This window comes from Leifsonia sp. EB41, assembly GCF_041262565.1.
GTDB lineage: Bacteria > Actinomycetota > Actinomycetes > Actinomycetales > Microbacteriaceae > Leifsonia.
Genome location: NZ_JBGCCJ010000001.1, coordinates 1,806,051 through 1,830,769, shown reverse-complemented (window position 1 = coordinate 1,830,769; position 24,719 = coordinate 1,806,051). Strand labels below are relative to the sequence as shown.

Below are 24,719 nucleotides of genomic sequence, written 5' to 3'. Positions count from 1 at the left end.
CACCCGAGACGGCGGAGAATCCGCCGCCTCGCGGGCCGCTCAGGAGCGGGCGACGCGGGCGGCGATGTCGGTGCGGTACTGCGCGCCGGGGAGGTGGATGCGGGCGACCGCGTCGTAGGCGCGCTCGCGGGCCTCGTCGAAGGTCGTGCCGCGCGCGACCACCGAGAGCACACGGCCTCCGGTCGCGAGGAGCGCGCCCGTCTCGGCGTCCAGCGCCGTCGCGGCGTGCGCGATGGTGACCTCTGGGACCTGCGCCGCCTCGTCCAGGCCGGTGATCGGCCGGCCGGTCTGCGGCGCCTCCGGGTAGCCCTCGCTCGCGAGCACCACGGTCACCGCAGTGTCGAGCGCGAACTCGGGGCGCGGCATCCCGGACAGCTCGCCCGTCGCCGCCGCGTAGAGCAGCGACGACAGCGGCGTCACCAGCCGCGGCAGCACGACCTGCGTCTCCGGGTCGCCGAAGCGCGCGTTGAACTCGATCACGCGGATGCCCTTCGCCGTGACGATCAGCCCGCAGTAGAGGAGGCCGATGAACGGCGTCTGCTCGGCCGCGAGCTGACGGACGGTCGGGAGGGCGACGGTCTCGATGACCTCGTCCACGAAGTTCTCCGGCAGCCAGGGGAGCGGTGAGTACGCGCCCATCCCGCCGGTGTTCGGGCCGGCGTCTCCGTCGAGGAGGCGCTTGTAGTCCTGCGCCGGGCTGAGCGGGAGGACGGTGTGGCCATCGCTGACCAGGAAGAGCGACACCTCCTCGCCGTCGAGGAACTCCTCGATCAGGACGCCGCCCTGCGCCAGGTAGTGGCGCGCGTGCTCGACGGCGGCTGCGCGGTCGGAGGTGACGATGACGCCCTTGCCCGCGGCCAGCCCGTCCGCCTTCACGACATAGGGCGCGCCGAACTCGTCGATCGCGCGCTCGGCCTCGGCGAGGGTGCTCGCCCGGGCGGCGCGGCCGGTCGGGACGCCGGCCTCCTCCATGATCCGCTTGGCGAAGGTCTTGGAGCCCTCCAGCTGCGCGGCGGCGCGGCCGGGGCCGAAGACCGGGATGCCGCGCGTGCGCAGGGGGTCGGCGACCCCGGCGACCAAGGGAGCCTCCGGGCCGATGACGACGAGCTCGATGCCGTTCTCGATCGCGTACTCAGCGACGGCCGCGCCGTCCAGCGGGTCGAGACCGGTCTCGACCGGGACGTCTGCGGCGATTCCGGCGTTGCCGGGAGCCGCGACGATCGCGTGTCCGGCCTCCTCGGCCAGGAGCGCGGTGATGATGGCGTGCTCGCGGGCACCGGAACCGAGGACCAGAATCTTCACGCGACCCATGCTAGAGGGCGCGTCGGGTGCCGTCCGACCCTGGTGCGAGGATGGAGGGCATGGCACGAGCGAAGATCACCGACGAGGTCGGCGGCGCGGCAGTGCGCGGTGCGCTCGCGGAGGGCGCCGACCGGAACACGACCGCGACGGCCGTGCGCTACCTCCTCCAGCTCCTGGCCGAGCGGGCGCCCGGCAACACGGTGGAGGTGCGGGTGCCGCCGTTCGGAGCCGTGCAGTGCATCCCCGGCCCGCGGCACACCCGCGGGACGCCCCCGAATGTGATCGAGACCGACGCCGCGACGTGGCTGGCCCTGGCCTCCGGGAGCCTTACCTGGGATGCCGGGATCGCCTCCGGCTCCGTGCACGCGTCCGGCCAGCGGGCGACCCTGGAGGGCCTCCTCCCGCTCCGCTTCTGACCGCACCCGCAGTCCCTTCGCAGTGGGCGTCCGCTCAGGTGCGGTGCGAGAGAATGGAGGCATGAGCTCGAATGCGGAGGAGTCCGCCGTGCCTGAAGAGGCGCACGCCGCCGACGCCGCCGAACCTGGGCACCCCGACGCCGCGCCGGCCCCCGACCCGGAGGTCGACGCCACCGTCACCGAGGCCGAGGTGCGCGTCCACCGCTCGCCGCGGTACTTCCGCTTCATGCTCACCGGCGCGATCGTCTTCGCCGTCATCGCGCTCATCCTCACCTTCGCCTTCCCCGCGAACCCCACCTACGACCGCGGCCAGGTCTTCGGCTTCCTGCTGGCGATCTGCGCGACGATCGGCGTCGCCGTCGGCGCGCTGGTCGCCCTCCTGATCGACCGCAGAGTCTCCCGCCGGGCGCGCACCGTCCAGGCGGATAGAATCGACGTGCGCCTTCCCGACGCCGGCGCCGAGCTCGACACCGAGCGCGGCGCGGGGCCGGGTCCACGACCGGACGACGCACAGAGCAACGGCTCGCGTCCGTCCGTCGACAGCTGAACATCCCGACACACCCTGACGAAAGGGGCCCGCTGTGGCCGGAGGCGACGGTCGCCTGAGTCATGATCTTCTGCCCGGCGAGAAGGGCCCGCAGGACGCCTGCGGTGTCTTCGGGGTGTGGGCTCCCGGTGAGGAGGTCGCCAAGCTCAGCTACTTCGGCCTCTACGCCCTGCAGCATCGCGGGCAGGAGTCCGCGGGGATCGCGACGAGCGACGGCAACAAGATCCTCATCTACAAGGACATGGGCCTCGTCTCCCAGGTCTTCAACGAGAACGCGCTCAACTCGCTGACCGGCCACATCGCCGTCGGCCACACGCGCTACTCCACCACCGGCGCCTCCAGCTGGCAGAACGCGCAGCCGACCCTCGGCCGCACCTCCAGCGGCACGGTCGCGCTCGGCCACAACGGCAACCTCACCAACACCGCCGAGCTCATGCAGCTCGTGCACGACCGCTACCCGCAGCTCGACGGCGAGCTGTCCCGTGGCAACACCACCGACACCGCGGTGGTCACCGCACTGCTCACGGGCGACCTCGACCACACGCTGGAGGCCACCGCCCTGGAGGTCCTGCCGAGGCTGCGCGGCGCGTTCTGCCTGGTCTTCATGGACGAGCACACCCTGTACGCCGCGCGCGATCCGCAGGGCGTCCGCCCACTGGTGCTCGGCCGGCTGGAGCGCGGCTGGGTGGTCGCCTCCGAGACGGCGGCGCTCGACATCGTCGGCGCGAGCTTCGTGCGCGAGGTGGAGCCCGGCGAGCTGATCGTGATCGACGAGAACGGCCTCCGCACGCAGCGGTTCGCCGCCGAGAAGCGCGCCGGCTGCGTCTTCGAGTACGTCTACCTGGCCCGGCCGGACACCACCATCGCGGGCCGCGGCGTCTACGAGGCGCGCGTGGAGATGGGCCGCCGGCTCGCCCGCGAGCACGAGGTGGAGGCCGACCTCGTCATCCCGACGCCCGAGTCCGGCACCCCGGCGGCGATCGGCTATGCGCAGGCGTCCGGCATCCCGTTCGGCCAGGGCCTGGTCAAGAACTCGTATGTCGGCCGCACCTTCATCCAGCCGTCGCAGACGATCCGCCAGCGCGGCATCAAGCTCAAGCTGAACCCGCTGAAGGAGGTCATCAAGGGCAAGCGGCTCGTGGTGGTCGACGACTCGATCGTGCGCGGCAACACGCAGCGCGCGCTCGTCTCGATGCTGCGGGAGGCCGGCGCGGCCGAGGTGCACGTGCGCATCTCCAGCCCGCCCATCACGTGGCCGTGCTTCTACGGCATCGACTTCGCCTCGCGCGCGGAGCTCATCGCGACCGGCCTCGGGGTGGACGAGGTCCGACAGTCCATCGGCGCCGACTCTCTCGGCTACCTGTCGGAGGACGGCATGATCGCCGCGACCGAGCAGCCGCGCGAGCGCCTCTGCACGGCGTGCTTCACGGGTGTGTACCCGATCGAGCTGCCGGACGCGCACCACCTGGGCAAGAACCTCCTGGAGCGTCCGGAGGAGCGCGCGGCGACCGTCGAGCCGACCGACACCGGCGCTGACGCGTCGAGCGACGGCTGCGAGCCAGGACCCGACTCGGAGTACGAGCGCCTGATCGCGTACGGCGACCCGGGCCGCCAGGAGTAGGGGCGCGAGCGGTCCCGTCGCCCCGGATACGATGGAGCAGTGACTGAGCCCACCCCATCCTCGTCGTCCTCCTACGCCGCCGCCGGTGTCGACACCGCCGCCGGCGACCGCGCCGTCGAGCTGATGAAGGCCGCCGTTGCGCGCACGCAGGGCCCGCAGGTGCTGGGCGGGGTCGGCGGCTTCGCGGGCATGTTCGACGTGTCGGCGCTGAAGGCCTTCCGCCGCCCGCTGCTCGCGACCTCCACCGACGGCGTCGGCACCAAGGTCGCGATCGCGCAGGCGCTCGACAAGCACGACACCATCGGCCAGGACCTGGTCGGGATGGTCGTGGACGACATCGTCGTGGTGGGCGCGCGTCCGTTGTTCATGACCGATTACATCGCGTGCGGCAAGGTCGTCCCCGAGCGGATCGCGGCGATCGTCGCCGGGATCGCCCGCGCTTGCGAGGAGACCGGCACGGCGCTGGTCGGCGGCGAGACCGCCGAGCACCCCGGGCTCCTCGGCCCGGACGACTACGACGTCGCCGGCGCAGCGGTCGGCGCGGTGGAGGCCGACGAGCTGCTGGGCGCCGAGCGCGTCCGGGACGGCGACGTGGTGCTGGCGCTCGCGTCGTCCGGCATCCACTCGAACGGCTTCTCGCTCGTGCGGCACATCCTCGCGCAGCGCGGCATCGCCTTCACCGACCGGCTGGACGAGTTCGGCGGCAGTGTGGGCGAGGCCCTCCTGGAGCCGACGCGCCTCTACACGTCGCCGCTGCTGCGCGTGCTCGAGAGCTCGTCGTTCGCGGGGGCCGTCCACTCGCTCAGCCACGTGACCGGAGGCGGCATCGCCGCGAACCTGGCGCGCGTCCTCCCGGTCGGCTCGTGGGTGGAGGTCGACCGCTCGACCTGGTCGCCGAGCCCGGTGTTCCGCGTGCTGAGCGACCTGGCCGGGAGCACGCTGGAGTCGTCGGAGGGCACCTGGAACCTCGGCATCGGGATGTTCGCCGTCGTGACTCCGGAGGCCGCGGACGCGATCGCGGCGGCGCTCACCGCGGACGGGATCCCCACCTGGCGGGCAGGAATGGTCTCCACGGCTGCGCGCGACCTGGCCGGCTTCGAGCAGGGCGCCAAGGGCGTCGACGGCGGAGCCGTCCGCCTCGTCGGCGCCTACTCCCGCTGAGCGGCGACCTCCACGTAGCTAACGGAGGACTTCTCCCTCGATCGCGCGCTGATCTCCTCCGTTGACCGCCATCCGGCCCCTCCAGCCGCCTGACCTCCTCCGTTCGCGACGCCGCGCGACGTGACCCGTTCGTGGACGCGCGGAGGGTCGCGGCCTCCCGCTAGAGTGGCCGCTGTGACCCCCCATGCCAGCCTCCGCTTGGCGTGCGCGCTGGGGGCGGCGCTGATCGCCGTGGCGCTCGCGGGGGTGCCGGCGTTCGCGAGCCCGACACCGACACCCACGCCGACACCCACAGCCGCGTCCGACGCGCTCACCCCGCTCGTCGACTGCGTGCAGGACGCCCCGCTCGGCGCCGTGACGTCGCGCACCGTGGTCCTCGGCTACCGCTCGTCGGCCTCCGCCCCGGTCACCCTGACCCCCGGATCCGGCGTTGACGACCTGTCGCCGGGCGCCGCCGACCGTGGGCAGCCGTCGACCTTCCAGCCGGGCGAGCACCACGGCGCATGGCTGCTGACGGTGGATGCCGCGGCCGAGCCGTCGCTGACCTGGACGCTGGGCGGCCGGACGGCCACCATCGACGCCTCCGCCCCGGCCTGCACCGACGCCACCGCGATCGTCCTCAGCGCACCCGCGACGGCCTCCGGCACCGTCGCCGTGTCCGCGAGCGTCACCCGGTTCCTGCTCGGGCCGCCGGAGGCCGGGACCGTCGCCTTCGCGGTCGACGGGGTGGCCTCCGCGACGGCGCCCGTCGGCGTGGGCGGCGTCGCGCGAGCCGACCTGACCGCCCTGGCGGCGGGCGCGCACACGATCACCGCGACCTTCACTCCCGCGAGCGGGTCCACCCTCCGCCCGGCGACGGCCACCGCGCCCGTGACCATCACCGCGGCGTCCGGCGCGCTCGCGGTCGCGGCCGACAGCGTCGTCACGGGGAGCACGTCCGTCACCGTCCACGTGACCCGCACGGGCGCCTCCACCCCGGCCACCGTGGACTTCGCCACGGTCGACGGCACGGCGCACGCGGGACCCGATTACGTCGCCGCGTCCGGCACCCTCGCGCTCGCCGCCGGCCAGGCGACCGCGACCACGACGGTGAGCCTGCCCGCCCGCGCACCCGGCTCGCCGGCCTCCGTGTTCTTCGTGGTCCTGCAGCGCGCGACGGCGGACGTCAGCGGGGCCGTCGCCATGGTGTCGCTGCCGGCGGTCCCGGTCGCGGCCCCCGCGTCGGTCGTCGCGGGAGGCACAGGAGGCGGCGGTGCGGCAAGCGCGGCCTCCGCGCTCCCGCAGGGCGACCCGACCGCGCACACGCCGGTCGTGAGCGCGCCGGTCGGCCAGGACCTCCTGCTCCTCCTCGGGGCCGGCCTGATCACGATCGGCGGCATCGCGGGCGTCATCGGCCTCGTCCGTTCGACGCGCTCCCGCGACGGGCTGCTCTGACGCACGCCGCGCCCATGACAAACGTCACGCTGAATCCCTGACGCGCCCCCTGCGCGGCCCCGCCGCCCACCCGGCACCCTGGAATGGTGAACACCTCACCAGCCATCCGCCTCAGCGGCCTCCGCAAGACCTTCGGGTCGCTCACCGCCGTCGACGGCGTCGACCTCACCGTGAAGGCCGGGGAGGTCATCGCCCTTCTCGGCCCGAACGGCGCAGGCAAGTCGACCACCATCGACCTCGCGCTCGGCCTCGCGCGCCCGACCGCCGGAACCGCCGAGCTGTTCGGCGGCGACCCGCGCGTGGCGATCCGGGAGGGGAGGGTCGGCGCGATGCTTCAGGGCGGCGCGCTGCTGCCCACGCTCACCGTCGCCGAGTCCGTGGCGCTGGTCGCGTCCGCCCATCGGCATCCGCTCAGCGTGGCCGAAGCCCTCGAGCGCGCCCGCTGCACCGAGATCGCCAAGCAGCGCGTCTCCAAGCTGTCCGGCGGCCAGATGCAGCGCGCGCGATTCGCCGTCGCCGTCGTGTCGAACCCGGACCTGCTGTTCCTGGACGAGCCGACCGCCGCGATGGATGTGGAAGCCAGGCGCACCTTCTGGCTCTCGATGCGGGAGTTCACCGACCAGGGCCGCACCGTCGTCTTCGCGACGCACTACCTCGACGAGGCCGACGCCTATGCCGACCGCATCGTCATGCTCGCCCGCGGCCGGGTGGTCGCCGACGGCACCCCCGCCGAGGTGAAGGCCGTCGTGTCCGGACGCCGGATCGCCGCCACCGCCGGCTTCGCCTGGACCCCGGAGGTCGCCGCCGGGCTCGGTGCCCTCCCCGGCGTCCGTTCGGTCGACCAGCGCAACGGGCGCCTCTCGATCGTCAGCGACGACTCCGACGCGACGCTCCGCGCCCTCCTCGCCGCGCACGACGACCTCCACGACATCGAGGTCACCGCGCACACGATGGACGACGCGTTCCTCGCCCTCACCGAGTCGCGCGACGACGCGACCGCGCCGACCCCGCACTCTCTCTCCGAAGGAGCCCTCCGATGAGCATCGCCTACCTGGGCCGCGAGTCCCTGCGCCAGCTCAAGAACATGCGCGCCATGATCTTCACCCTCGCCGTCCCACTGGTCATGCTGCTGGCCTTCGGCGGCACGTTCGGAGGCCGCGGCCAGGTCGACGCCGTCACGCACCTCCCCTGGATCGTCGTCACGACCATCCAGGTGTCCGCGTACGGCGGGATGATGGCGGCCCTGTCGCAGGCGTTCAACATCGTCACCGAGCGCTCGCTCGGCTGGAACCGCCAGCTCCGGGTCACCCCGCTCACCGGCACCGGCTACCTGATCTCCAAGCTGGTCGCGGCCCTGGCGCTCGCGCTGCTCAGCATCGTGATCATCGTCGGGGTGTCGATCGCGCTCTACCACCCGGACCTCCCCGCGATGAGCTGGATGCTCGCCTGCCTGGCGATCTGGGCCGGCGTCGTGCCGTTCGCCCTGCTCGGCATCCTGATCGGCCAGTTCGCCAAGCCGGAGTTCGCGCAGCCGCTGTTCATGGCCGTGTTCATGGGGATGGCCGTGCTGGGTGGCTTGTGGATCCCGCTGCAGATCTTCCCCGCCTGGGTCGCGAACGTCGCGCAGGCCGTGCCGTCGTACTGGCTCAACCGGGTCGGGCAGCTCGGCGCGCTGCAGAGCGGAGACGCCCTCACGCCCGCGCTCGTGCTGACCGCGTGGACGCTCGCCCTCGGCGCGCTGATCGTGTGGCGCTACCGGCGCGACGCGGCACGCGGCTGACCCGCGGGCGACGGCTGGCTAGGGTTAGGGACGTGTTCACCAGCGACGTCGAGGAGTACCGCCCCACCGGCGTGTGGGCGCGGCTGACGCACCGCTCCGCCTTCCGCTGGTACCCCGGCGCGGTGATCGGCCTGCTCTACCAGATCTCCGTGATCGTGAGCCTGTGGACGTCCTCCGGCGCAGTGGGCACCAAGATCGTCGCGACCGCACTGCTCGCGATCGTCTACGTCGGCTTCCTCGCCCTCCCGCCGATCCTGTGGTGGGAGGGCGAGCGCACGCGCCTGGTCGGCGTGCTGGCGTACTTCGTTCTCACGCTGACCCTCCTCCCGTTCATCGGCATCGACACCCTCTGGACCTGGGTCTACGTGGCGTGCGTCGCCGGGATGTCGATCGCGCGCACCTGGGTCGCGAACACGATCATCGGCGCCCTCGGGGCCGTGCAGGTCGTCGTCTTCCTGCTCACCGGCACCTTCGCGGACGCCTGGTTCATCGCCCTCATCACGGTCTCGATCGGCATCATGATGAGCGCCTTCGCCCGTCAGATCGACACTCTCCGCCGGCTGCGGAACGCGCAGGGCGAGATCGCCAGGCTCGCGGTGGTGGAGGAGCGCGCCCGGTTCTCACGCGACATGCACGACGTCCTCGGCCACTCGCTGACCGTGGTGACGGTGAAGTCGGAGCTCGCGCGCCGGCTGATCCCCGTCGACCCTCGTCGCGCGGAGGACGAGCTCGCCGACATCGAACGCCTCACCCGCTCGGCCCTCGCCGACCTGCGCGCCGCCGTCGCCGGCTACCGCGAGATGAGCCTGTCCACGGAGCTCGCCGCCGCCCAGGCGGGACTGGCGGCCGCAGACATCCAGGCGCACCTGCCGCGCAACGGCGAGGACGTCGCGCCGGAGCTGCGCGAGCTGTTCGGCTGGGTGCTGCGGGAGGGCGTGACGAACGTGATCCGCCACTCCGGCTCCCGCAACTGCTGGGTGACGGTGGAGCCGGACGCCCTGCGCATCGAGGACGACGGCCGCGGGCCCGCCCCGGTCGGCGCGGAGCGGCGCGAGCTCGTGCGCGGGTCCGGGATCGCGGGGCTGACCGACCGGGCGCGGGAGTTCGGTGCAGCGGTGACGGTGGAGGCCGGGCCGCGCGGCGGGACGCTGTTGACCGTGAGGAGGTTGGCCGCGTGAGCATCCGCCTGCTGCTCGCCGACGACCAGGCCCTCGTCCGCGGCGCGCTCGCCGCCCTCCTCGACCTCGAGACCGACCTGGAGGTCGTCGCGCAGGTCGGCCGCGGCGACGAGGTGCTCGACGCCGCGCGCACCTCCGCCGCCGACGTCGCGCTGCTCGACGTGGAGATGCCCGGGCTCGACGGCATCCAGGTCGCCGCGCAGCTCGCGCGCGATCTACCGTCGTGCCGCTCGCTGATCGTGACGACGTTCGGGCGGCCCGGCTACCTGCGGCGGGCGATGGAGGCCGGGGCCGCGGGATTCATCGTGAAGGACACGCCCTCCGGCCAGCTCGCCGACGCCGTCCGCCGTATCGCCTCCGGGCTGCGCGTCGTCGACCCTGCGCTGGCCGCCGAGTCGCTGGCGTCGGGCGCTTCGCCGCTGACGGTGCGGGAGGCCGAGGTGCTCGCGGTCGCGGGCCAGGGTGGGACGATCACCGACATCGCGCGCCGCCTCCACCTCAGCGACGGGACCGTGCGTAACCACCTGTCGAGCGCGATCGGCAAGACGGGCGCGCGCAACCGCTCCGAGGCGGTCGCGATCGCGACGCGGCAGGGTTGGCTCTGACCGCACGGGCGTGCGATCGAAGGCTCGTCAGCGGTTCACGCCGCCCGCTCGGGTGATCGCGGGGATGACGCTGGCGCGCTCAGGCGCGCTTCGGCGTCTCGGACTCGGTGTCCTCGTACTCGTCCTCGTCGGCGTCGTCGTACCCTGGGGTGTCGTCGTCGCCATCCGGGTTGTAGTCGGCCCACGCGTCGTAGTTGTGCTCGTCGTCGTGGTGGGAATGTCCGGTGAGCTCACGCTCGAGCGCGTCGTAGTTGACGTTCGGACTGAACGACTTCAACTGACGAGCGATCTTGGTGTGCTTTGCCTTTTGACGGCCGCGCCCCATGCGTGACCCCCTTTTGGTCCTGCCCGGGGAATGGCACCCGGGGATCCAACAGAAATAGTGAAAACTAGCGTCGAGTTTAGCATGGTGACCCCTATGGGCCCCGAGTTCCCGCACAGCGTCGGATGATGGAATGAGCGCGTGATCAGTGGCATGACCGACACCCAGGTGGTGATCGTCGGCGCCGGGCAGGCCGGGCTGGCGGTCGCCTACTACCTGCGCCGGTTCGAGCTGGTCCCCGGCCAGGATTTCGTGATCCTCGACCGCGGCCCCGGCACCGGCGGCGCGTGGCAGCACCGGTGGGATGCGCTGCGTCTCGGCAGCGCCCACCACGTGAACGATCTCCCAGGGATGGCGGAGCTGGGTCTCAGCTTCGAGACCGCGGACCGCGCCCTCCCGGCCAAGGACATCGTCGCCGGCTACTACCGCCGCTACGAGGAGCACTACGGCCTCCAGGTGCAACGTCCGGTGACGGTCTCACGCGTGTTCGACCGCGGAGCCGACCTGGTCGTCGCGCACGACCGCGGCGAGACGCGCACCCGGGTCGTCGTGAACGCGTCCGGCACCTGGGGTGCGCCGTTCATCCCGTGGTATCCGGGGATGAACGACTTCGCGGGCCGTCACGTGCACACGTCGACGTACGTGTCGGCGGAGGCGCTCGCCGGGAAGTCGGTCGTGGTGGTGGGTGGCGGCACGAGCGCGATCGGCTTCCTGCTGGAGCTGGAGGGCGTCGCCGAGAGCCTGACCTGGGCGACCCGCCGCCCGGTGGACTTCCGCAACGAGTCCGAACTGACGATCGAGGGCGGCGTGGCCGCGGTCTCCGCTCAGGACGCGGCGGCCCGCGCGGGCCTGGCGCTGCCGAGCATCGTGAGCGGAACCGGCGTCCCGCGCACGCGCCGAGTCGCCGCCGGGATCGACCGCGGGCTGCTCGTGGAGCGCGAGATGTTCTCCCGCATCGAGCCGGACCGCGTCGTCTGGGCGGACGGTTCGACGACGAAGGCGGACGCGATCATCTGGGCGACCGGCTTCCGACCGGAACTCCGGCACCTCTCGCCCCTGAAGCTCCGCGAGAAGTCCGGCGGCCTCACGGTGGCGTCCGGTGCGTCGTGGCACGACCCGCGGATCTTCCTCGCCGGCTACGGCCCGCAGGCGAGCACGATCGGCGCGAACCGCGCCGGCCGCGTCATCGCCCGCCAGATCATGGCGCAGATCTAGGCCTCAGATTCGTGCCGAATGTGGCTTATCGCCGCGGCAAACACCACATTCGGCACGAATCTGCGGGGTGTCAGACCTCCAGGTCGCGGGGGGCGCCCGCGAAGCGGAGGCCGCTCACGCGGATGCTGCCGGCGCCGGGGGTCGGGCGCACGTCGAGCGATCCCGTCTGGGCGTCGGCGCGGAGGCCGAGGCGGGAGGAGAGGACCGCGACCGCCGCGGCCGCCGACCAGGCCTGCGGGCGGCAGGCGGCCGGGTACGGGATCGGTGCGCTGGTCTGCTCGGCGGAGTCGCCCGAGTGCAGTTCGGGCATCCGGTAGCCGAAGCCGTCCGCCGCCGCCAACAGGCCGTCCGCGAGGAGGTCGGCCTCCGCCGTGTGGCCGTCGCGCGACAGCCCCACGATCGCGATCGCGGTGTCGTGCGCCCACACGGAACCGCCGTGGTAGCTGAGCGGCCAGTAGCCGCCCGAGTCCGTCGACATGGTGCGCAGGCCGTAGCCGGACGACAGCTCCGGCGACGCCAGCCGGCGCGCGATCACGGTCGACTGCTCCGGGGTGAGGATGCCGGTGCCGAGCAGGTGGCCGATGTTGCTCGTGACGGTGTCGACCTTGCGCTTGGCGGCGTCGAGCGCGACGGCGGGGTAGGCGCCGGCCGGGTCGTCGATCCAGAACGCCTCGGCGAAACGGCTCTTGAGCTGCGCGGCCCAGTCGCGCCACTCGTCCGCGCCTTCCAGACCGAACGCGTCGAGCAGCTCGGCGCCGCCGACCGCGGCCTCGTAGGCGTAGCCCTGGACCTCGCAGAGCGCGATCGGACCGTCCGCGAGGGTGCCGTCCTTCCACTGAATGGAATCGCCGGAGTCCTTCCAGCCCTGGTTGGCGAGGCCGTGACCGGTGGTGTCCACATACTCCAGGAAGCCGTCGCCATCGCTGTCGCCGTGGTCGCGCATCCAGGCGAGCGCCGCCTGCATCGCGGGGAGCAGCTCGCGCACCTGGTCGTCGGGCAGGCCCCACTTCCACGCGTCGTGGAGGAGCCCGATCCAGAGTGCGGTCGCATCGACGGTGCCGTAGTAGAGCGGTGGCAGCACGACGCCCTCACCGGGGATGGTGAGCGCGGCCGGACGCAGCTCGTGCATGATCTTGCCGGGCTGCTCGGCGGTCTCGCCGACGGTCTCGGTGCCCTGGAAGTGCGCCAGTACGCGGAGGGTGGTGGCGGCGATGTCGGTGCCGAGCGGCAGCAGCAGGCGGGCGGCCCACAGCGAGTCGCGGCCGAACAGCGTGAAGAACCAGGGGGCGCCGGCGGCGAGGAAGGTGTCGTCCGGTCGCGCCGTGGTGGACATCCGCAGCGACTGGAGGTCGGCGAGCGCCCGGTCGAGCCAGCACGCGAGACGGGAGTCGCCCGTGGTGGCGCGGAACGCGGCCCACTCGGCCGAGGGGGCGGCGCCCGCGACGACAGCGGTCGGGTCGTCGACGTCGATGGTCCAGTCGAGGGTGGTGTGGCCGTGAGCCGGCACCTCGACGTCCCAGGCGAGAACGGCGTTCTGGCCGTCGACCGAAACGCGCGCGCCGGGGGCGATCAGCCGCGCGGTCACGGGTCCCGAGCGGAAGACGACGCCCTCCTCGACGGATTCGGCCGAAACCGCGTGCTCCGCACCCGTCAGCCCGGCCTTGACCGTCTGCATGGGCGTGAAGTCGCCGCGGACAGCGACTTCGACCGCCGTCGTGAGGGGAGTGCGGAGGGCGTTGCGCAGGACGATCCGCTCCCGCAGGCTGCCCGCCACGACGGTGCGCGTGCGGTCCAGCCGGACGCGCGGGTCGGCCGTGGCATCGTCGATCCGGCGGGCGAGCGAGGTGAAGACGGCGCTCGCCGCGTCGGGTCCGGCCGTGGCGATGTGCTCGGGCAGATCGCCGCCGACGGTCAGGAGGATGCGGTCGAGCACCCGCAGGTCCGAGTGGAAGAACCCGTGGATCCCGCCGCCGTCGACGGTGCCGTCCGCAGCGGACCAGGCTTGGCTGGGCGCGGTGAGCACCACGACGCTGTCGTGCAGCAGGGGTTGGAGCGGCTGGGTCATCGGGGCGTTCGCGCCTCCTCGATCGGGGATGGGGATGGGGATGGGGATGGGGATGGGGATGGGGATGGGGATGGGGATGTAAAGGTGGTGGGGGAGGTGGCGGAGCCGGTGGGGTGCGTAGTGGTGGGGGAGTGCGCCGCGCCGGCTGTCGTCAAGCCCAGGAGAACGCGGGGCTCGATGCGGGTCTCGGTCACGCCGCCCCGTCCATCGGCGTCCGCGGGCTGCACGCGCCAGACGGCCGCGCCGTCGCGTTCGGAGACGACGTCCACGAGGGTGGTGCCCTGGTAGACGAGTCCGGTGCCTTCGTCGAGCGCGTACCCGCCGGGCAGTTCGCCGGAGGCCACGGCTGCGTGGTGCGCAGGCCGGCGGCGCGGGTCGGAGTCGTAGTGGACCGCGAGCGAGCCCGGCACCAGGCCGAGCCCGTCGGGCAGGGCGGAGATGTCCGGGCCGCGAGAGGCCGTCGTCCCGCCCTCGTGCCAGCACAGCGCACCGGCAGAACCGCCCGCCAGGACGACGCCGCGCTGCCATGCCTCGGTCAGGATCGCGTCGAGCCCGTGCGCGCGCCAGACGGCCAGCAGGTTGAGCAGGCTCCCGCCGCTGACCCACACGACGTCCTGGGCGAGGATGTGCTCGCGCAGGTCCGGGATGTTCGGGTGCGGGAAGAAGCGCACGTGACTCGCCTCGACTCCGGCAGCGTGCGCGGCCTCCAGCTCCCCGCCCTCCACGTGCCGCTGATCGCCGCCGGCCGTGTTGATGTGCGCTACTTTCGCCCGGGGTCCGGTCACCTGCGCCAGCTCGATCGCGTGGTGCAGGAGCGGCCCATAGAGGGAGTCCGTCCAGTCTCCGGCGACCAGGCCTCCGCAGGTGGCCAGGATGGTCGGTGCGATGGCCGTCACTCCTTCACCGCTCCGTCGCTGGAGTTCATGATGCGGCGCTGGAAGATGAAGAACAGCACGGCGACGGGGATGGTCATGATCGCCGCGGCGGCGAGCTTGAGCGGGTACTGGCTGCCCTGGCTGAGCGCTCCGCTCGCCAGCCCCGCGACGCCCTTCGTCAGCGTGGTGAGGGCAGGGTCCTGCGTCGACACGATGAAGTGGGCGAGCTCGTTCCACGACCCCTGGAAGGACAGGATGATGATCGTGATGAGCGCGGGCCGCGCCATCGGCAGCACGATCGACCAGAACACCCGGAACGTGCCTGCGCCGTCGATGCGCGCCTGCTCCTCGACGCTCGCGGGGATCGACTCGAAGAAGCCCTTCATGATGAAGACGCCGGCCGCATCGGTGAGCAGCGGAAGGATCATGCCGGTGTACGAGTCGTACATGCCGAGCTGGTTGATCACGAGGAACTTCGGGATGAGCAGCACGACCATCGGCACCGACATGACCGCGACCAGCGCGGCGAACACGACCCCGCGCCCACGGAAGTGCAGCCGCGCGAGGGCGTACCCGGCGATCGAGTCGAAGAACACGCGGCCGAGGGTCACGAACACGGTCACGATGGCCGAGTTCATGAACCAGAGCGGGAAGTCCGAGTTGAGGAACAGCTTGGTGTACGCCGCCGTTGTCCACACCTGGGGGATGAGGGAGACCGGGTTGGCCGACGCGTCCGCGTCGGTCTTGAACGAGGTCGCGAGCTGGATGAGGAACGGCATGATGTACACGACCGCGAGCACGACGAGGATCGCGTAGCTGACGGACGTGGCGGCGATGCTGCCGGTCGTGCGGCGGCGCCGGCGCACCGGACGCGGAGCCGAAGCCCCCGGCGACGTCGCGGTGGCGGGTGAGACGGTGGACGTGGTGGCGGTCATCCCAGGCCTCCCTTCATGGCGGAGCCGGACGAGTTGCTCGGCGCGGTGGCAGCGATGACCGCGGCGTTGTACGGCCGCATGCGCCGCTTGGACACCTGGCGCTCACGCAGCACCCAGCGCTGGAAGATCGTGAACAGCACGATGATGATGAACAGGATGAACGCGATCGCGGCGCCCTGGCCCCACTCCTGGTTGGTGAACGAGGTCTGGTACGAGAGGTACGCCGGGGTCAGCGTGGTCTTGCTCGGCGCGCCCTTGCTGCCGGTGTAGATCTGGTCGAAGACCTGCCAGCAGCCGATCAGGCCGAGGGTCAGCACGGTGAAGAGCGTGGGGCGAAGCTGCGGCAGCGTGATGCGCCAGAAGCGCTGCCAGCCGTTGGCGCCGTCCATCATGGCGGCCTCCGTGATGTCGCCGCCGAGGTTCTGCAGGGCCGCGATGAAGAGCAGCATGAAGGTGCCGCTCGTGGTGAACACGGCCATGATCATGTAGGCCGTCATCGCGACGGAGGGCCCGCCCAGCCAGTCCCACCAGGACACGCCGAGCAGCGTGTTCTGGGTGAGGGCGGCGGGGCCGGTGGTGACGCCGAACAGGCCGAGGAAGTTGTGGATGATGCCGCTCGGGTCGTTGAACCAGTTCGGTCCGTTGATGCCGAACCAGGAGAGCACCTTGTTCACCGCGCCCGACGTGCTGAACAGGAACAGCCAGAGCACGGTGATGGCGACCGAACTGGTCACCGACGGGAAGTAGAAGGCGGTGCGGAAGAAGCCGCGCCCGCGGAGGATGGCCCGGTTGACCAGCACCGCGAGGAAGAGGGCGACGGCCGTCTGGACCGGGACGACCAGGACGACGTACCAGGCGTTGTTCTTCAGCGCCGTGCCGAAGTCCGACTCGGCGAGGCCGCCTCCTGCCAGCAGCGTCGAGTAGTTCTTGAGCCCGACGAAGTTCACGTCGGAGGCGAAGGGGCTGCCGCGCCCTCCCCAGTCGGAGAAGCTGACCCACAGCGCCATGAGCACCGGGATGACGAGGAACACGCCGAGCAGCAGGATGACCGGGGCGGTGAACAACCACCCCGAGGCGGCCTCGCCGCGCCGGATTCCGGAACGGCGAGACCGACTCGTGGCTTGCGACATGGTGTCTGGGATCCTTACTTCAGCGCTTCGAGGTTCTTCTGCGTGGCGTCGAGGATCGTCTTCGGGTCGCTCGTGGCCAGCGTCTCCAGCTTGCTGTTGAGGTCGGTCACGGCTCTCCGACGGCGCGGACGTCGACGCGTTCGTGCTGACCTCCACCTTCCACGGCGACCCCCGCACGGAGTGGCTGATCGAGCACGGCCAGTCCTTCGTCACGTTCGGCCGCCCGTGGGGCATCGACGACATGACCGACCCGCTGCACCTGTGGGTGGACGTGGACGGCCGCTCGGGTCTGCGGGAAGCGACCGACCACTTCCTCGCCCGCGGCCTCCGCCGGATCGGATACCTCGGCTGGCCCGCGGGCTCCGGCACCGGCGACGACCGCCGCGCGGGCTGGCTGGAGGCGATGCAGGAGGCGCACGCTGTCGACGACGCGACCCTCGCGACGCTGGAGGAGGCCTCCGAGGACGGCGTGACTTTCGGCGCCGAGGCCATGCGGACGCTCGCCGGCCGTGCCGACGTGGAGGCCGTCGTCTGCGCCTCCGACTCGCTCGCCCTCGGCGCCCTGACCGCGACGCGGGGCCGCATCCCCGTCATCGGCTACGACGACACCCCCGTCGCCGCGTCGCTCGGCTTCTCCAGCGTGCGCCAGCCGCTGGAGGAGGTGGCCGCCGGCGTGCTCGAACTGCTGACCGGCGCCCACGGCGGCCGGGTGCGCTCCGCCGTGGACGACCCGCGCCACCGCCTGGTGACGCCCCAGCTCGTCGTGCGCGACGGCGGCACCCTCCTCGGCCCCCGCTGACCTCGGCGCCCCGCCGCCGAAACGCGCGTGTAACCCGCGGCGGCGACAATGGAGGCATGACTCCACAAGAGCCGAACGTCTCCGCGCCACAAGCGCAGAACCCGGACTTCCCCCCGCGCATCCCCGTCACCGTCTCCATCACCCGCCGGGTCGACGCCGATCGCCTCCCCGAGGTGACCCACTGGGTCCAGGCGGGCGTCAACCTCGCCAACGGCTTCGAGGGCTTCCTCGGCTCCGGCTGGGTGCGCGCGAACGCCCACTCGCACGAGTGGCACATGCTGTACCGCTTCGCCGACGCCGCGTCGCTGGAGGTGTGGGAGGCCTCCGACGAGCGCGCCGAGTGGCTGTACGAGGGCCGCGAGCTGGTCGAGGTGTCGCGCGTGGAGCGCCGCACCGGCATCGAAGGCTGGTTCGACGAGCCGGAGCCCGGTGCGCCCGCCGCTCCGCCGCGCTGGAAGCAGGCCGTCACGATCTGGCTCGGGTTCTTCCCGCTCTCGCTGGTGTTCACCTACTTCACGTTCTATCTGGTGCCCGGCTGGCACCAGCTCTGGCCGCTGGCGACCGTGCTGATCACCACGCTGCTGCTCACGCCGACGATGACGTACTTCCTGCTCCCCTTCGTCACGCGCCTCCTGCACCCCTGGCTCGCCCGCCCGCGGCGGTGACGCGGGTGGATCGGGGATGTCCCTGAGCCGACCCTGAGATTCGCGCCGGGCGCTTGCGCTCGCTCAACTCGCGATATATCGTGAATACGTCAACATCGCGATATATCGCGAGTCACCGAAGCAAGGAGCGCGAGAGCATGGCACAGGAGAAGTGGCTCATCCAGCCCGGCGAGAGCCGCACGATCGACGTGGAGCTGGTCCGCTCCCTCAAGGTCGGGCTGCTGGGTGGCCAGATCGACATCATCGGCCACGACGAGCCGGGAGCCCGGGTGGAGGTCCACTCGGTGTCCGGCCGCGATCTCAAGGTCACCATCGACGGCGACCGGCTGGAGATCGACCACCCGCAGCTGCGCTGGGACAACTTCATCGACGTCTTCAAGTCGATGCGGTCCAGCGCCCGTGCCGACGTCAGCGTGCTGGTGCCGCGGGATGTCGCCCTCAAGTTCGGCGTGGTCTCCGCCGGCGCGCTCATCTCGGGCCTGAAGACCGACGCGCGGCTCAGCACCGTCTCCGGCGATGTCGTCATCGACGGCCTCGAAGGCGCGCTGGAGCTCAACTCCGTCAGCGGCGAGCTCTCGGCCCGCGGCCACACCGGCCGCATCACCGCGCACACGGTGTCGGGGGACATCACCGCCACCGGGTGGATCCCGCGCTTCAGCGCCGACGGCGTCTCGGCCGACATCATGGTCGACCTCGCCGGCACCCCTGACGAGGTTCAGATCAACACCGTCTCGGGCGACACGACCATCCGCATCCCGGAGGCCCTCGGAGCCCGCTACCGCGCCAACACCGTCTCCGGCCGGGTCCAGCTCGACAACGTGATGGTCGTCGGCTCGGCGGGAAAGGGGTACGCCGCGACCACCGGCAGCCTCGACGGCTACTGGGTCGACATCACGGTCAACTCCGTCTCCGGCGCCGTCTCGGTGCTCCGCAGCTCCTCGGCCCAGGAGGAGGCGTCGGCGTGACCCCCGTCTTCGCCCACGGCAGCCTCCGCCTCTACCTGCTGAGCCTCCTGGCGGAGTCGCCCCGCCACGGCTACGAGCTCATCCAGGCGCTGAGCGACCGCTTCGGCGGCACCTACGTTCCGAGCGCCGGAACCATCTACCCCCGGCTGGCGAAGCTGGAGGAGGAGGGGCTGGTCACCAAGACGACAGACGGCCGCAAGACCGTCTACGCGATCACCGACGCCGGCCGCGCCGAGCTCGCCGCCCGCGAGCCCGAGCTGGACGCGATCGAGGACGAGGTCACCGACTCCGTCCGCCGGCTCGCCGACGAAGTCCGCGCGGGCGTGAACGACGCCATGCGCACCCTGCGCGCCGAGCTGGCCTCGGCGGCGCGGGAGGCCACGCGCGACGCGAAGCGGGTCGACCCGCGGCAGGAGGCGCGCGACGCGGGCCGCGACGCGCGCTCGGCCGCCAACGCCGCGGCGCGGGAGGCGGAGGTCGCGATCAACGAGTTCCGCCAGCAGCTCCGCACGGACCTGCGCTCGCAGGCCGCCCGCGGCGCGCTCCCGGAAAGCGTCGTGCCCCTGCTCAAGGAGGAGCTGACCCGCGTGCGGCGTGCGATCGTCGAGGCGATCGGCCGCGGCTGAACCGCCGGTGAGAGCGGGTTTCGTCAAGAACTCCAGAAAATCCCAGCCCATGCTCATCTCGCTCCCAGTGAGGCCGATGACGAGCCGAATCCCGCGAGAATCCGCGGCAACGGATGCCTCGCGGGGTGCGGACCAAGCGTCTGTGGAATCGCGTTCCGGCGACGACGCGACGCGCCGATTTGACAGGGTTTTGGCAGCGAGTAGTGTCGTCCCTCGTGACAAATGAGGGGAGATCCCCGAAGCGGTGGCTGATCGGCGACCCGCTTCCGAGCGAAAAGCTCGAAGGACAGCTACTCCCGAAGCACCTTGCACTCCCGATCTTCGCGTCAGACGCACTCTCCAGCGTCGCCTACGCTCCGCAGGAACTCCTGATGATCCTGCTGCTCGGCGGCCTGTCGTTCCTGACGTTCGCCCCCTGGGTGGCGGCGGCCGTCGTCGTCCTGATGATCACGGTGGTGCTGAGCTACCGGCAGCTCGTCAAGGCCTACCCCTCGGGAGGCGGCGACTACGAGGTCGCGCACAAGAACCTCGGTGAGAAGGCCGGCCTGATCGTGGCCTCCGCCCTCCTGGTCGACTACGTGCTGACCGTCGCTGTGTCGGTCGCGTCCGGTGTCGACAACGTGATCTCGGCGCTGCCTGGCCTCGCGCCGTGGCGCGTCGAGCTCGCGGTGATCTGCGTGATCATCCTCGCCGCGGTCAACCTCCGCGGCGTGCGGGAGTCGAGCAAGGCGTTCGCGCTCCCCACCTACATCTTCATCGGCAGCATCTTCGTGATGGTCGTCACTGCACTGGTCCGCACCGCGTTCGGCCACGCACCGGTCGCCGAGTCCGCCGGCTACAGCGTGCACACCAGCAGCATCACGCAGGCCGCGGTGGTCCTGCTGCTGCTGCGCGCGTTCTCCAGCGGCTGTTCCGCGCTGACCGGTGTGGAGGCCGTCGCCAACGGCGTGCCCGCCTTCCGCACGCCGAAGATCCGCAATGCCCGCACCACGCTCGCGCTGATGGGCGGCATCGCGATCGTCCTGTTCGCCGGCCTGACCGTGACGGCCCTGATCAGCGGCGTGCACTACGCGGAGAACCCGTGCGACCTCCAGGGCTGGGCGCAGTGCGCGACCTCCCCGCAGCGCTCGCTCATCGCGCAGATCGCCGCGGCCACGTTCGGCAACAACACCTTCTTCTTCTTCATCGTGCAGGCCGCGACCGCGGTCGTGCTGCTGCTCGCCGCGAACACCGCGTTCAACGGATTCCCGCTGCTCGGCTCGGTGCTCGCCCGCGACTCCTACGCCCCGAAGGCGCTCAACACCCGCGGCGACCGCCTCGTCTACTCGAACGGCATGATCCTGCTGGCGCTCGCCGCCACGGTCCTGCTGCTCGTCTATCAGGCGAACCTGACCCAGCTCATCCAGCTCTACATCATCGGCGTCTTCGTGTCGTTCACGCTCGGCCAGTCCGGGATGGTGAAGCACTGGGTCACTCTGCTGCGCGGCAGTGGCAAGGACGGCGCTGCGGTGCTGAGCCAGCGGGAGCGCAGCAGCATCGTCCGCTCGCTCTGCATCAATGCGTTCGGCGCGACGCTGACGTTCGTCGTGCTCATCGTGGTCACCATCACGAAGTTCACGCACGGCGCGTACCTCGTGTTCATCTTCATGCCGATCCTCTGGTTCCTCATGCTCGGCGTGAACCGGTACTACCGGGACGTCGAGAAGGAGATCGAGGTCGACCCGGTCACGACCTTCGGCAGCGTCGGCGACCACGCGGTGGTCCTGATCGGCAAGATGCAGAAGCCGGCACTCAAGGCGCTGGACTACGCGATCGCCGCCCGCCACGACTCCATCGAGGCCGTGCACGTCTCGATCGAGGAGGAGGCGACGCAGAAGCTGCAGCGGCAGTGGATCGAGCAGAACATCCACGTGCCGCTCACCGTGATCGAGTCGCCGTACCGCGATTTCGGCGTCCCGGTGATGAAGTACCTCAAGCACCGCCGCGAGGAGCACGGCTCTGAGGTCGTGACGGTCTACCTGCCGCAGTACATCGTCGGGCACTGGTGGGAGTCGCTGCTGCACAACCACCGCGCCCGGCGGCTGAGCAAGCAGCTCATGCTGTGCCACGGCGTCACCGTCGCCCTCGTGCCGTGGCTGCTCGACTCGTCGTCGCTGATCTACGGCCGCCGGTCGCGTCCGTTGCCGGGTCAGGACCGTCGCGGCGAGCCGGTGCGCCCGGTCGCGCGGCGTCCGCTGGCGCCGGCGTCGGCGGCGCGTGCGCGCATCCACATCCACAACACGCCGATCGCGCTCGGGGAGCAGAGCGAGTTCGCGGCGCCCGGGGAGCTGGCGGTGCCGCCGGTTGCAGCCGGGGAGCGGACGGGGTCGGACGAGCAGCAGACGGTGTCGGCCAGGGCGAAGCGGTAGCGCGCCTTACAGCCGCAGCGCAGGACCGTGGCCCGGCAGCACCCAGCGCGCGTCGCACAGGCTGAGCCGCTGCGCGCTCGCCTCCGCCCCGTCGGCGTCGTGATGGAAGAGCGTCGGCAGCTGTTGCAGCTCCCCCGCGCCGGCGAGCAGTGCGTGCCCGGTGACGAGTGCGTCGCCGGTGATCAGCGCCTCGGCGTCCGGCTCGAAGAAGCAGGTGTGCCCGGTCGTGTGGCCGGGTGTCGGCAGCACCTCCAGGCGGTGGCCGGTCGACAGCGCGATCACCTCGGCCGCGATCGCCTGCGCGGCTGGGACTCCGACGTCGCCGAGGCCCCCTGCGCGGATGGCCGAGACGGCCCAGGATATCGTGCCACGGCGGAGGGCAACCGGCAGCAGGTCGGCGACGGTGACCTGCTCGGTGATCTCGCGGCGGACGTTCGGCAGCTCGCTCGCGGCGGCCAGCACCTCCACCACGGAGCGCTCGCTGAAGTCGCGCGCCGCGCCCAGGTGGTCCGAGTGCCCGTGCGTGACGATGATGCGCGTGAGCGCCGACACCTCGAGCCCGGTCGAGCGGATCGACTCCTCGACCAGCGGGCGGTCGGCCGGATAGCCGCAGTCGACCAGCTCGACGTGCCCGTGCCCGTGGAAGACGGTCCAGTTGGAGGCCGGACCCTCGGCGAAGAGGATGCCGGGGGCGACGACGGTCAGGGAACGGAGCTCACGCACACGCACGACAGTATCGCGCCGCGCTTGACCTTGACGTAACGTCAACCTTTACCGTGGTTCTTGCACCCCACGAGAGGAGACGGACATGGTGGAGGCGACCGTGGACTGGAGCATCCAGGACATCGCGCGCATCGCCGGCACGACGAGCAGGACGCTGCGTCACTACGACGAGCTCGGCCTGCTCCCGCCGAGCCGGGTCGCCGCGAACGGTTACCGCCACTACGACCGCGACTCCCTCGTGCGGCTGCAGCGCATCCTCCTGCTGCGGGACCTCGGGCTCGGCCTCCCGGCCATCGCCCGCGTGCTCGACGACAGGCGGGATGCGGTCCCCGCCCTGCGCGACCACCTGACGTGGCTGCGGACCGAGCGGGAACGGCTGGCGCGGCAGATCGCGTCGGTCGAATCGACGATCCACGCTGTGGAGGAAGGAGGGGAGATCGTGGCTGAGGAGATGTTCGACGGCTTCGACCACACCCAGTACAAGGAGGAGGTCGAGGAGCGCTGGGGGAAGGACGCGTACGCGTCGTCCGACCGCTGGTGGCGGGGGATGACCGCCGAGGAGCGCGCCGGCTGGCAGCAGCGGCAGAAGGCGCTCGCCGCCGACTGGACGGCCGCCGCCGCGCGCGGGGTCGACCCCGCGTCGGAGGAGGCGCAGGCGCTCGCCCGCCGGCACGCCGACTGGCTGGCCGACATCCCGGGCACGCCCGGCTACGGCACGGGCGCCCCGCCGGCCGCGTACCTGACCGGACTCGGCGACATGTACGTCGCCGACCCGCGCTTCGCCGCCAACTACGGCGGCGAGGAGGGCGCCACCTTCGTGCGCGACACCCTCCGCATCTACGCCGCCACCCACCTCGCGTAGGCGGCGCGCGCCGAGGCGGCGCATTCTCCGCCGCCTCGGCGCTCCAGCCCCCACTTCGCGCCGCGTGGCTGAACAGCGAGGCGGCGGAAGGTCAGCCGTCTGGGCGGATTGGGCCCCACTTTGCGCCGTCTCGGCGCGCGGCGCTAGGCGCGGCGGGTGCGGCCGGTGAGGCGGTCGTCGAGCCAGTGGGCCTCGATGAGGCGGGCGCCGCGGCGCGGGGCCGGAGGCTCGGCCGGCGCGCGGTCGGGTTGCGGGCCGCGCACCAGGGGGGAGTCCGCGCGGTCAGCCGCGCGCGAGCGGGTCGCCGCGTCGGATTCGAGCAGGATGCCGTCCCGCACGTCGAAACGGACGGCATCCCGCTCGTCGGCACCCTCCGCGCGGAGGCCGGGGCCCTGCTCCGCCGTGCCTTCGAGCTCGCCCTCCAGCTCGGCGTCCGCAGGCGCGGGCTCCGGCATCCGGATGGCGAAGAACGGGAGGGTGAGGCTGCACAGCGGCCCGACCAGCAGCGCGAACGCGAGCGTCCCGACGCCGACGTTGCCGCCGAGGAACCAGCCGATGATGAGCACCGTGACCTCGATGGCCGTCCGCACGGCCCAGATCGGCCGGCCGGTGCGGGCGTGGAGGCCGGTCATCAGCCCGTCGCGCGGCCCCGGCCCGAGCTTCGGCCCGATGTAGAGGCCGGTGGCGACGGCCAGCAGCAGCAGTCCGGCGACGAACACCAGGACCTGCGCCCACAGCACGGTCTGCTGCGGGATGATCCAGAGCCCGAGCTGCGCGCTCGGCCCGACCAGGAGGACGTTGAGCACGGTCCCGAGTCCCGGCCGCTGCCGCAGCGGGATCCAGAAGGCCAGCACGACGAGGCCGACCAGGTTGGTCACCAGGCCGAACGGGATGCCCGTCTTGTACGAGACGCCCTGCGCCAGCACGTCCCACGGTGAGACGCCGATCCCCGCCCGCACCATCAGCGCGATGGCGATGCCGTACAGGAACAGCCCGACCAGGAGCTGGCCGAGGCGCCGGGTGAGGAAGGAGCGGGACACGCTGATAATCCAATCGCTCGATTGGCCTTACATCAAGAGGCCAAT

Annotated in this window: 24 protein-coding genes; 16 read left to right on the top strand and 8 right to left on the bottom strand. The window is 71.7% G+C overall.

Annotated elements, in window-relative coordinates; all coding sequences use genetic code 11:
- Positions 1-39: 39 nt before the first annotated feature.
- The gene (gene purD / locus ABH923_RS08925; protein ID WP_370055005.1) at positions 40-1,302 is read right to left on the bottom strand and encodes a phosphoribosylamine--glycine ligase; all 1,263 of its coding nucleotides are present in this window, start codon (positions 1,300-1,302) and stop codon (positions 40-42) included.
- Between the two features lie 59 nt (positions 1,303-1,361).
- Between purD and ABH923_RS08920 the strand changes: the two genes are divergently transcribed.
- The 9 genes from ABH923_RS08920 to ABH923_RS08880 all read left to right on the top strand — a co-directional run bounded on the left by ABH923_RS08920 (position 1,362) and on the right by ABH923_RS08880 (position 10,044).
- Positions 1,362-1,718 carry a sterol carrier family protein gene (locus ABH923_RS08920; protein WP_370055004.1) on the top strand — a complete coding sequence of 119 codons (357 nt, stop codon included), beginning with the start codon at positions 1,362-1,364 and terminating at the stop codon, positions 1,716-1,718.
- 61 nt (positions 1,719-1,779) lie between these two features.
- Positions 1,780-2,265 (top strand): hypothetical protein, encoded by a 486-nt coding sequence (locus tag ABH923_RS08915; RefSeq protein ID WP_370055003.1) that lies wholly within the window; start codon positions 1,780-1,782, stop codon positions 2,263-2,265.
- A 34-nt stretch (positions 2,266-2,299) separates the two neighbouring features.
- On the top strand, positions 2,300-3,886 hold the full coding sequence (gene purF / locus ABH923_RS08910; RefSeq protein WP_370055002.1) for an amidophosphoribosyltransferase: 1,587 nt from the start codon (positions 2,300-2,302) through the stop codon (positions 3,884-3,886).
- 39 nt (positions 3,887-3,925) lie between these two features.
- Entirely contained in the window at positions 3,926-5,047 is a 1,122-nt protein-coding gene (gene purM, locus ABH923_RS08905; RefSeq protein ID WP_370055001.1) for a phosphoribosylformylglycinamidine cyclo-ligase, read from the top strand.
- 174 nt (positions 5,048-5,221) lie between these two features.
- Positions 5,222-6,481 carry a Calx-beta domain-containing protein gene (locus ABH923_RS08900; RefSeq protein ID WP_370055000.1) on the top strand — a complete coding sequence of 420 codons (1,260 nt, stop codon included), beginning with the start codon at positions 5,222-5,224 and terminating at the stop codon, positions 6,479-6,481.
- A gap of 86 nt (positions 6,482-6,567) precedes the next feature.
- Positions 6,568-7,521: an ABC transporter ATP-binding protein gene (locus ABH923_RS08895; RefSeq protein ID WP_370054999.1), complete on the top strand. Its 954-nt coding sequence runs from the start codon at positions 6,568-6,570 to the stop codon at positions 7,519-7,521.
- Complete coding sequence (locus ABH923_RS08890) at positions 7,518-8,261, top strand: ABC transporter permease (RefSeq protein ID WP_370054998.1); 744 nt, start codon at positions 7,518-7,520, stop codon at positions 8,259-8,261. Before ABH923_RS08895 ends, ABH923_RS08890 begins: the two co-directional genes overlap by 4 nt.
- A 32-nt stretch (positions 8,262-8,293) precedes the next feature.
- Positions 8,294-9,439 (top strand): sensor histidine kinase, encoded by a 1,146-nt coding sequence (locus tag ABH923_RS08885; RefSeq protein ID WP_370054997.1) that lies wholly within the window; start codon positions 8,294-8,296, stop codon positions 9,437-9,439.
- Positions 9,436-10,044 carry a response regulator gene (locus ABH923_RS08880; protein WP_370054996.1) on the top strand — a complete coding sequence of 203 codons (609 nt, stop codon included), beginning with the start codon at positions 9,436-9,438 and terminating at the stop codon, positions 10,042-10,044. The genes ABH923_RS08885 and ABH923_RS08880 overlap by 4 nt, the downstream gene beginning before the upstream one ends.
- Before the next feature lie 79 nt (positions 10,045-10,123).
- Here the strand turns inward: ABH923_RS08880 and ABH923_RS08875 are convergent, their stop codons facing one another.
- Positions 10,124-10,369, bottom strand: a complete 246-nt coding sequence (locus ABH923_RS08875; protein ID WP_370054995.1) for a DUF3073 domain-containing protein — start codon at positions 10,367-10,369, stop codon at positions 10,124-10,126.
- A gap of 150 nt (positions 10,370-10,519) precedes the next feature.
- Here ABH923_RS08875 and ABH923_RS08870 point away from each other — a divergent pair, with 150 nt between their 5' ends.
- On the top strand, positions 10,520-11,581 hold the full coding sequence (locus ABH923_RS08870; protein WP_370054993.1) for an NAD(P)-binding domain-containing protein: 1,062 nt from the start codon (positions 10,520-10,522) through the stop codon (positions 11,579-11,581).
- 70 nt (positions 11,582-11,651) lie between these two features.
- Here the strand turns inward: ABH923_RS08870 and ABH923_RS08865 are convergent, their stop codons facing one another.
- The 4 genes from ABH923_RS08865 to ABH923_RS08850 are packed head-to-tail and all read right to left on the bottom strand — an operon-like array spanning position 11,652 to position 16,586.
- A complete protein-coding gene (locus tag ABH923_RS08865; RefSeq protein WP_370054992.1) occupies positions 11,652-13,646 on the bottom strand; it encodes a glycogen debranching N-terminal domain-containing protein in 1,995 nt (664 codons plus the stop codon).
- Positions 13,643-14,542 (bottom strand): Type 1 glutamine amidotransferase-like domain-containing protein, encoded by a 900-nt coding sequence (locus tag ABH923_RS08860; protein ID WP_370054991.1) that lies wholly within the window; start codon positions 14,540-14,542, stop codon positions 13,643-13,645. Before ABH923_RS08860 ends, ABH923_RS08865 begins: the two co-directional genes overlap by 4 nt.
- Positions 14,539-15,456, bottom strand: a complete 918-nt coding sequence (locus ABH923_RS08855) for a carbohydrate ABC transporter permease (RefSeq protein WP_370054990.1) — start codon at positions 15,454-15,456, stop codon at positions 14,539-14,541. Before ABH923_RS08855 ends, ABH923_RS08860 begins: the two co-directional genes overlap by 4 nt.
- Positions 15,453-16,586 carry a carbohydrate ABC transporter permease gene (locus tag ABH923_RS08850; RefSeq protein WP_370054989.1) on the bottom strand — a complete coding sequence of 378 codons (1,134 nt, stop codon included), beginning with the start codon at positions 16,584-16,586 and terminating at the stop codon, positions 15,453-15,455. The genes ABH923_RS08855 and ABH923_RS08850 overlap by 4 nt, the downstream gene beginning before the upstream one ends.
- A 142-nt stretch (positions 16,587-16,728) precedes the next feature.
- On the opposite strand from ABH923_RS08850, the gene ABH923_RS08845 reads away from it, so the two are divergent.
- The 5 genes from ABH923_RS08845 (at position 16,729) to ABH923_RS08825 (ending at position 22,049) form a co-directional block, all read left to right on the top strand.
- Complete coding sequence (locus ABH923_RS08845; protein WP_370054988.1) at positions 16,729-17,385, top strand: substrate-binding domain-containing protein; 657 nt, start codon at positions 16,729-16,731, stop codon at positions 17,383-17,385.
- Positions 17,386-17,441: 56 nt separating this feature from the next.
- Entirely contained in the window at positions 17,442-18,050 is a 609-nt protein-coding gene (locus ABH923_RS08840; protein WP_370054987.1) for an antibiotic biosynthesis monooxygenase, read from the top strand.
- 137 nt (positions 18,051-18,187) lie between these two features.
- A complete protein-coding gene (locus ABH923_RS08835; protein ID WP_370054986.1) occupies positions 18,188-19,015 on the top strand; it encodes a DUF4097 domain-containing protein in 828 nt (275 codons plus the stop codon).
- Positions 19,012-19,641, top strand: coding sequence for a PadR family transcriptional regulator (locus ABH923_RS08830; protein WP_370054985.1), 630 nt, complete (start codon positions 19,012-19,014; stop codon positions 19,639-19,641). Before ABH923_RS08835 ends, ABH923_RS08830 begins: the two co-directional genes overlap by 4 nt.
- Before the next feature lie 248 nt (positions 19,642-19,889).
- Positions 19,890-22,049: an APC family permease gene (locus tag ABH923_RS08825; protein WP_370057326.1), complete on the top strand. Its 2,160-nt coding sequence runs from the start codon at positions 19,890-19,892 to the stop codon at positions 22,047-22,049.
- Between the two features lie 6 nt (positions 22,050-22,055).
- Here the strand turns inward: ABH923_RS08825 and ABH923_RS08820 are convergent, their stop codons facing one another.
- A complete protein-coding gene (locus ABH923_RS08820; RefSeq protein WP_370054984.1) occupies positions 22,056-22,772 on the bottom strand; it encodes an MBL fold metallo-hydrolase in 717 nt (238 codons plus the stop codon).
- Positions 22,773-22,872: 100 nt separating this feature from the next.
- Between ABH923_RS08820 and ABH923_RS08815 the strand changes: the two genes are divergently transcribed.
- Positions 22,873-23,634: a MerR family transcriptional regulator gene (locus tag ABH923_RS08815; protein WP_370057325.1), complete on the top strand. Its 762-nt coding sequence runs from the start codon at positions 22,873-22,875 to the stop codon at positions 23,632-23,634.
- 143 nt (positions 23,635-23,777) lie between these two features.
- On the opposite strand, the gene ABH923_RS08810 is transcribed toward ABH923_RS08815, so the two are convergent.
- On the bottom strand, positions 23,778-24,674 hold the full coding sequence (locus tag ABH923_RS08810) for a YitT family protein (protein ID WP_370054983.1): 897 nt from the start codon (positions 24,672-24,674) through the stop codon (positions 23,778-23,780).
- Between the last annotated feature and the right edge of the window lie 45 nt (positions 24,675-24,719).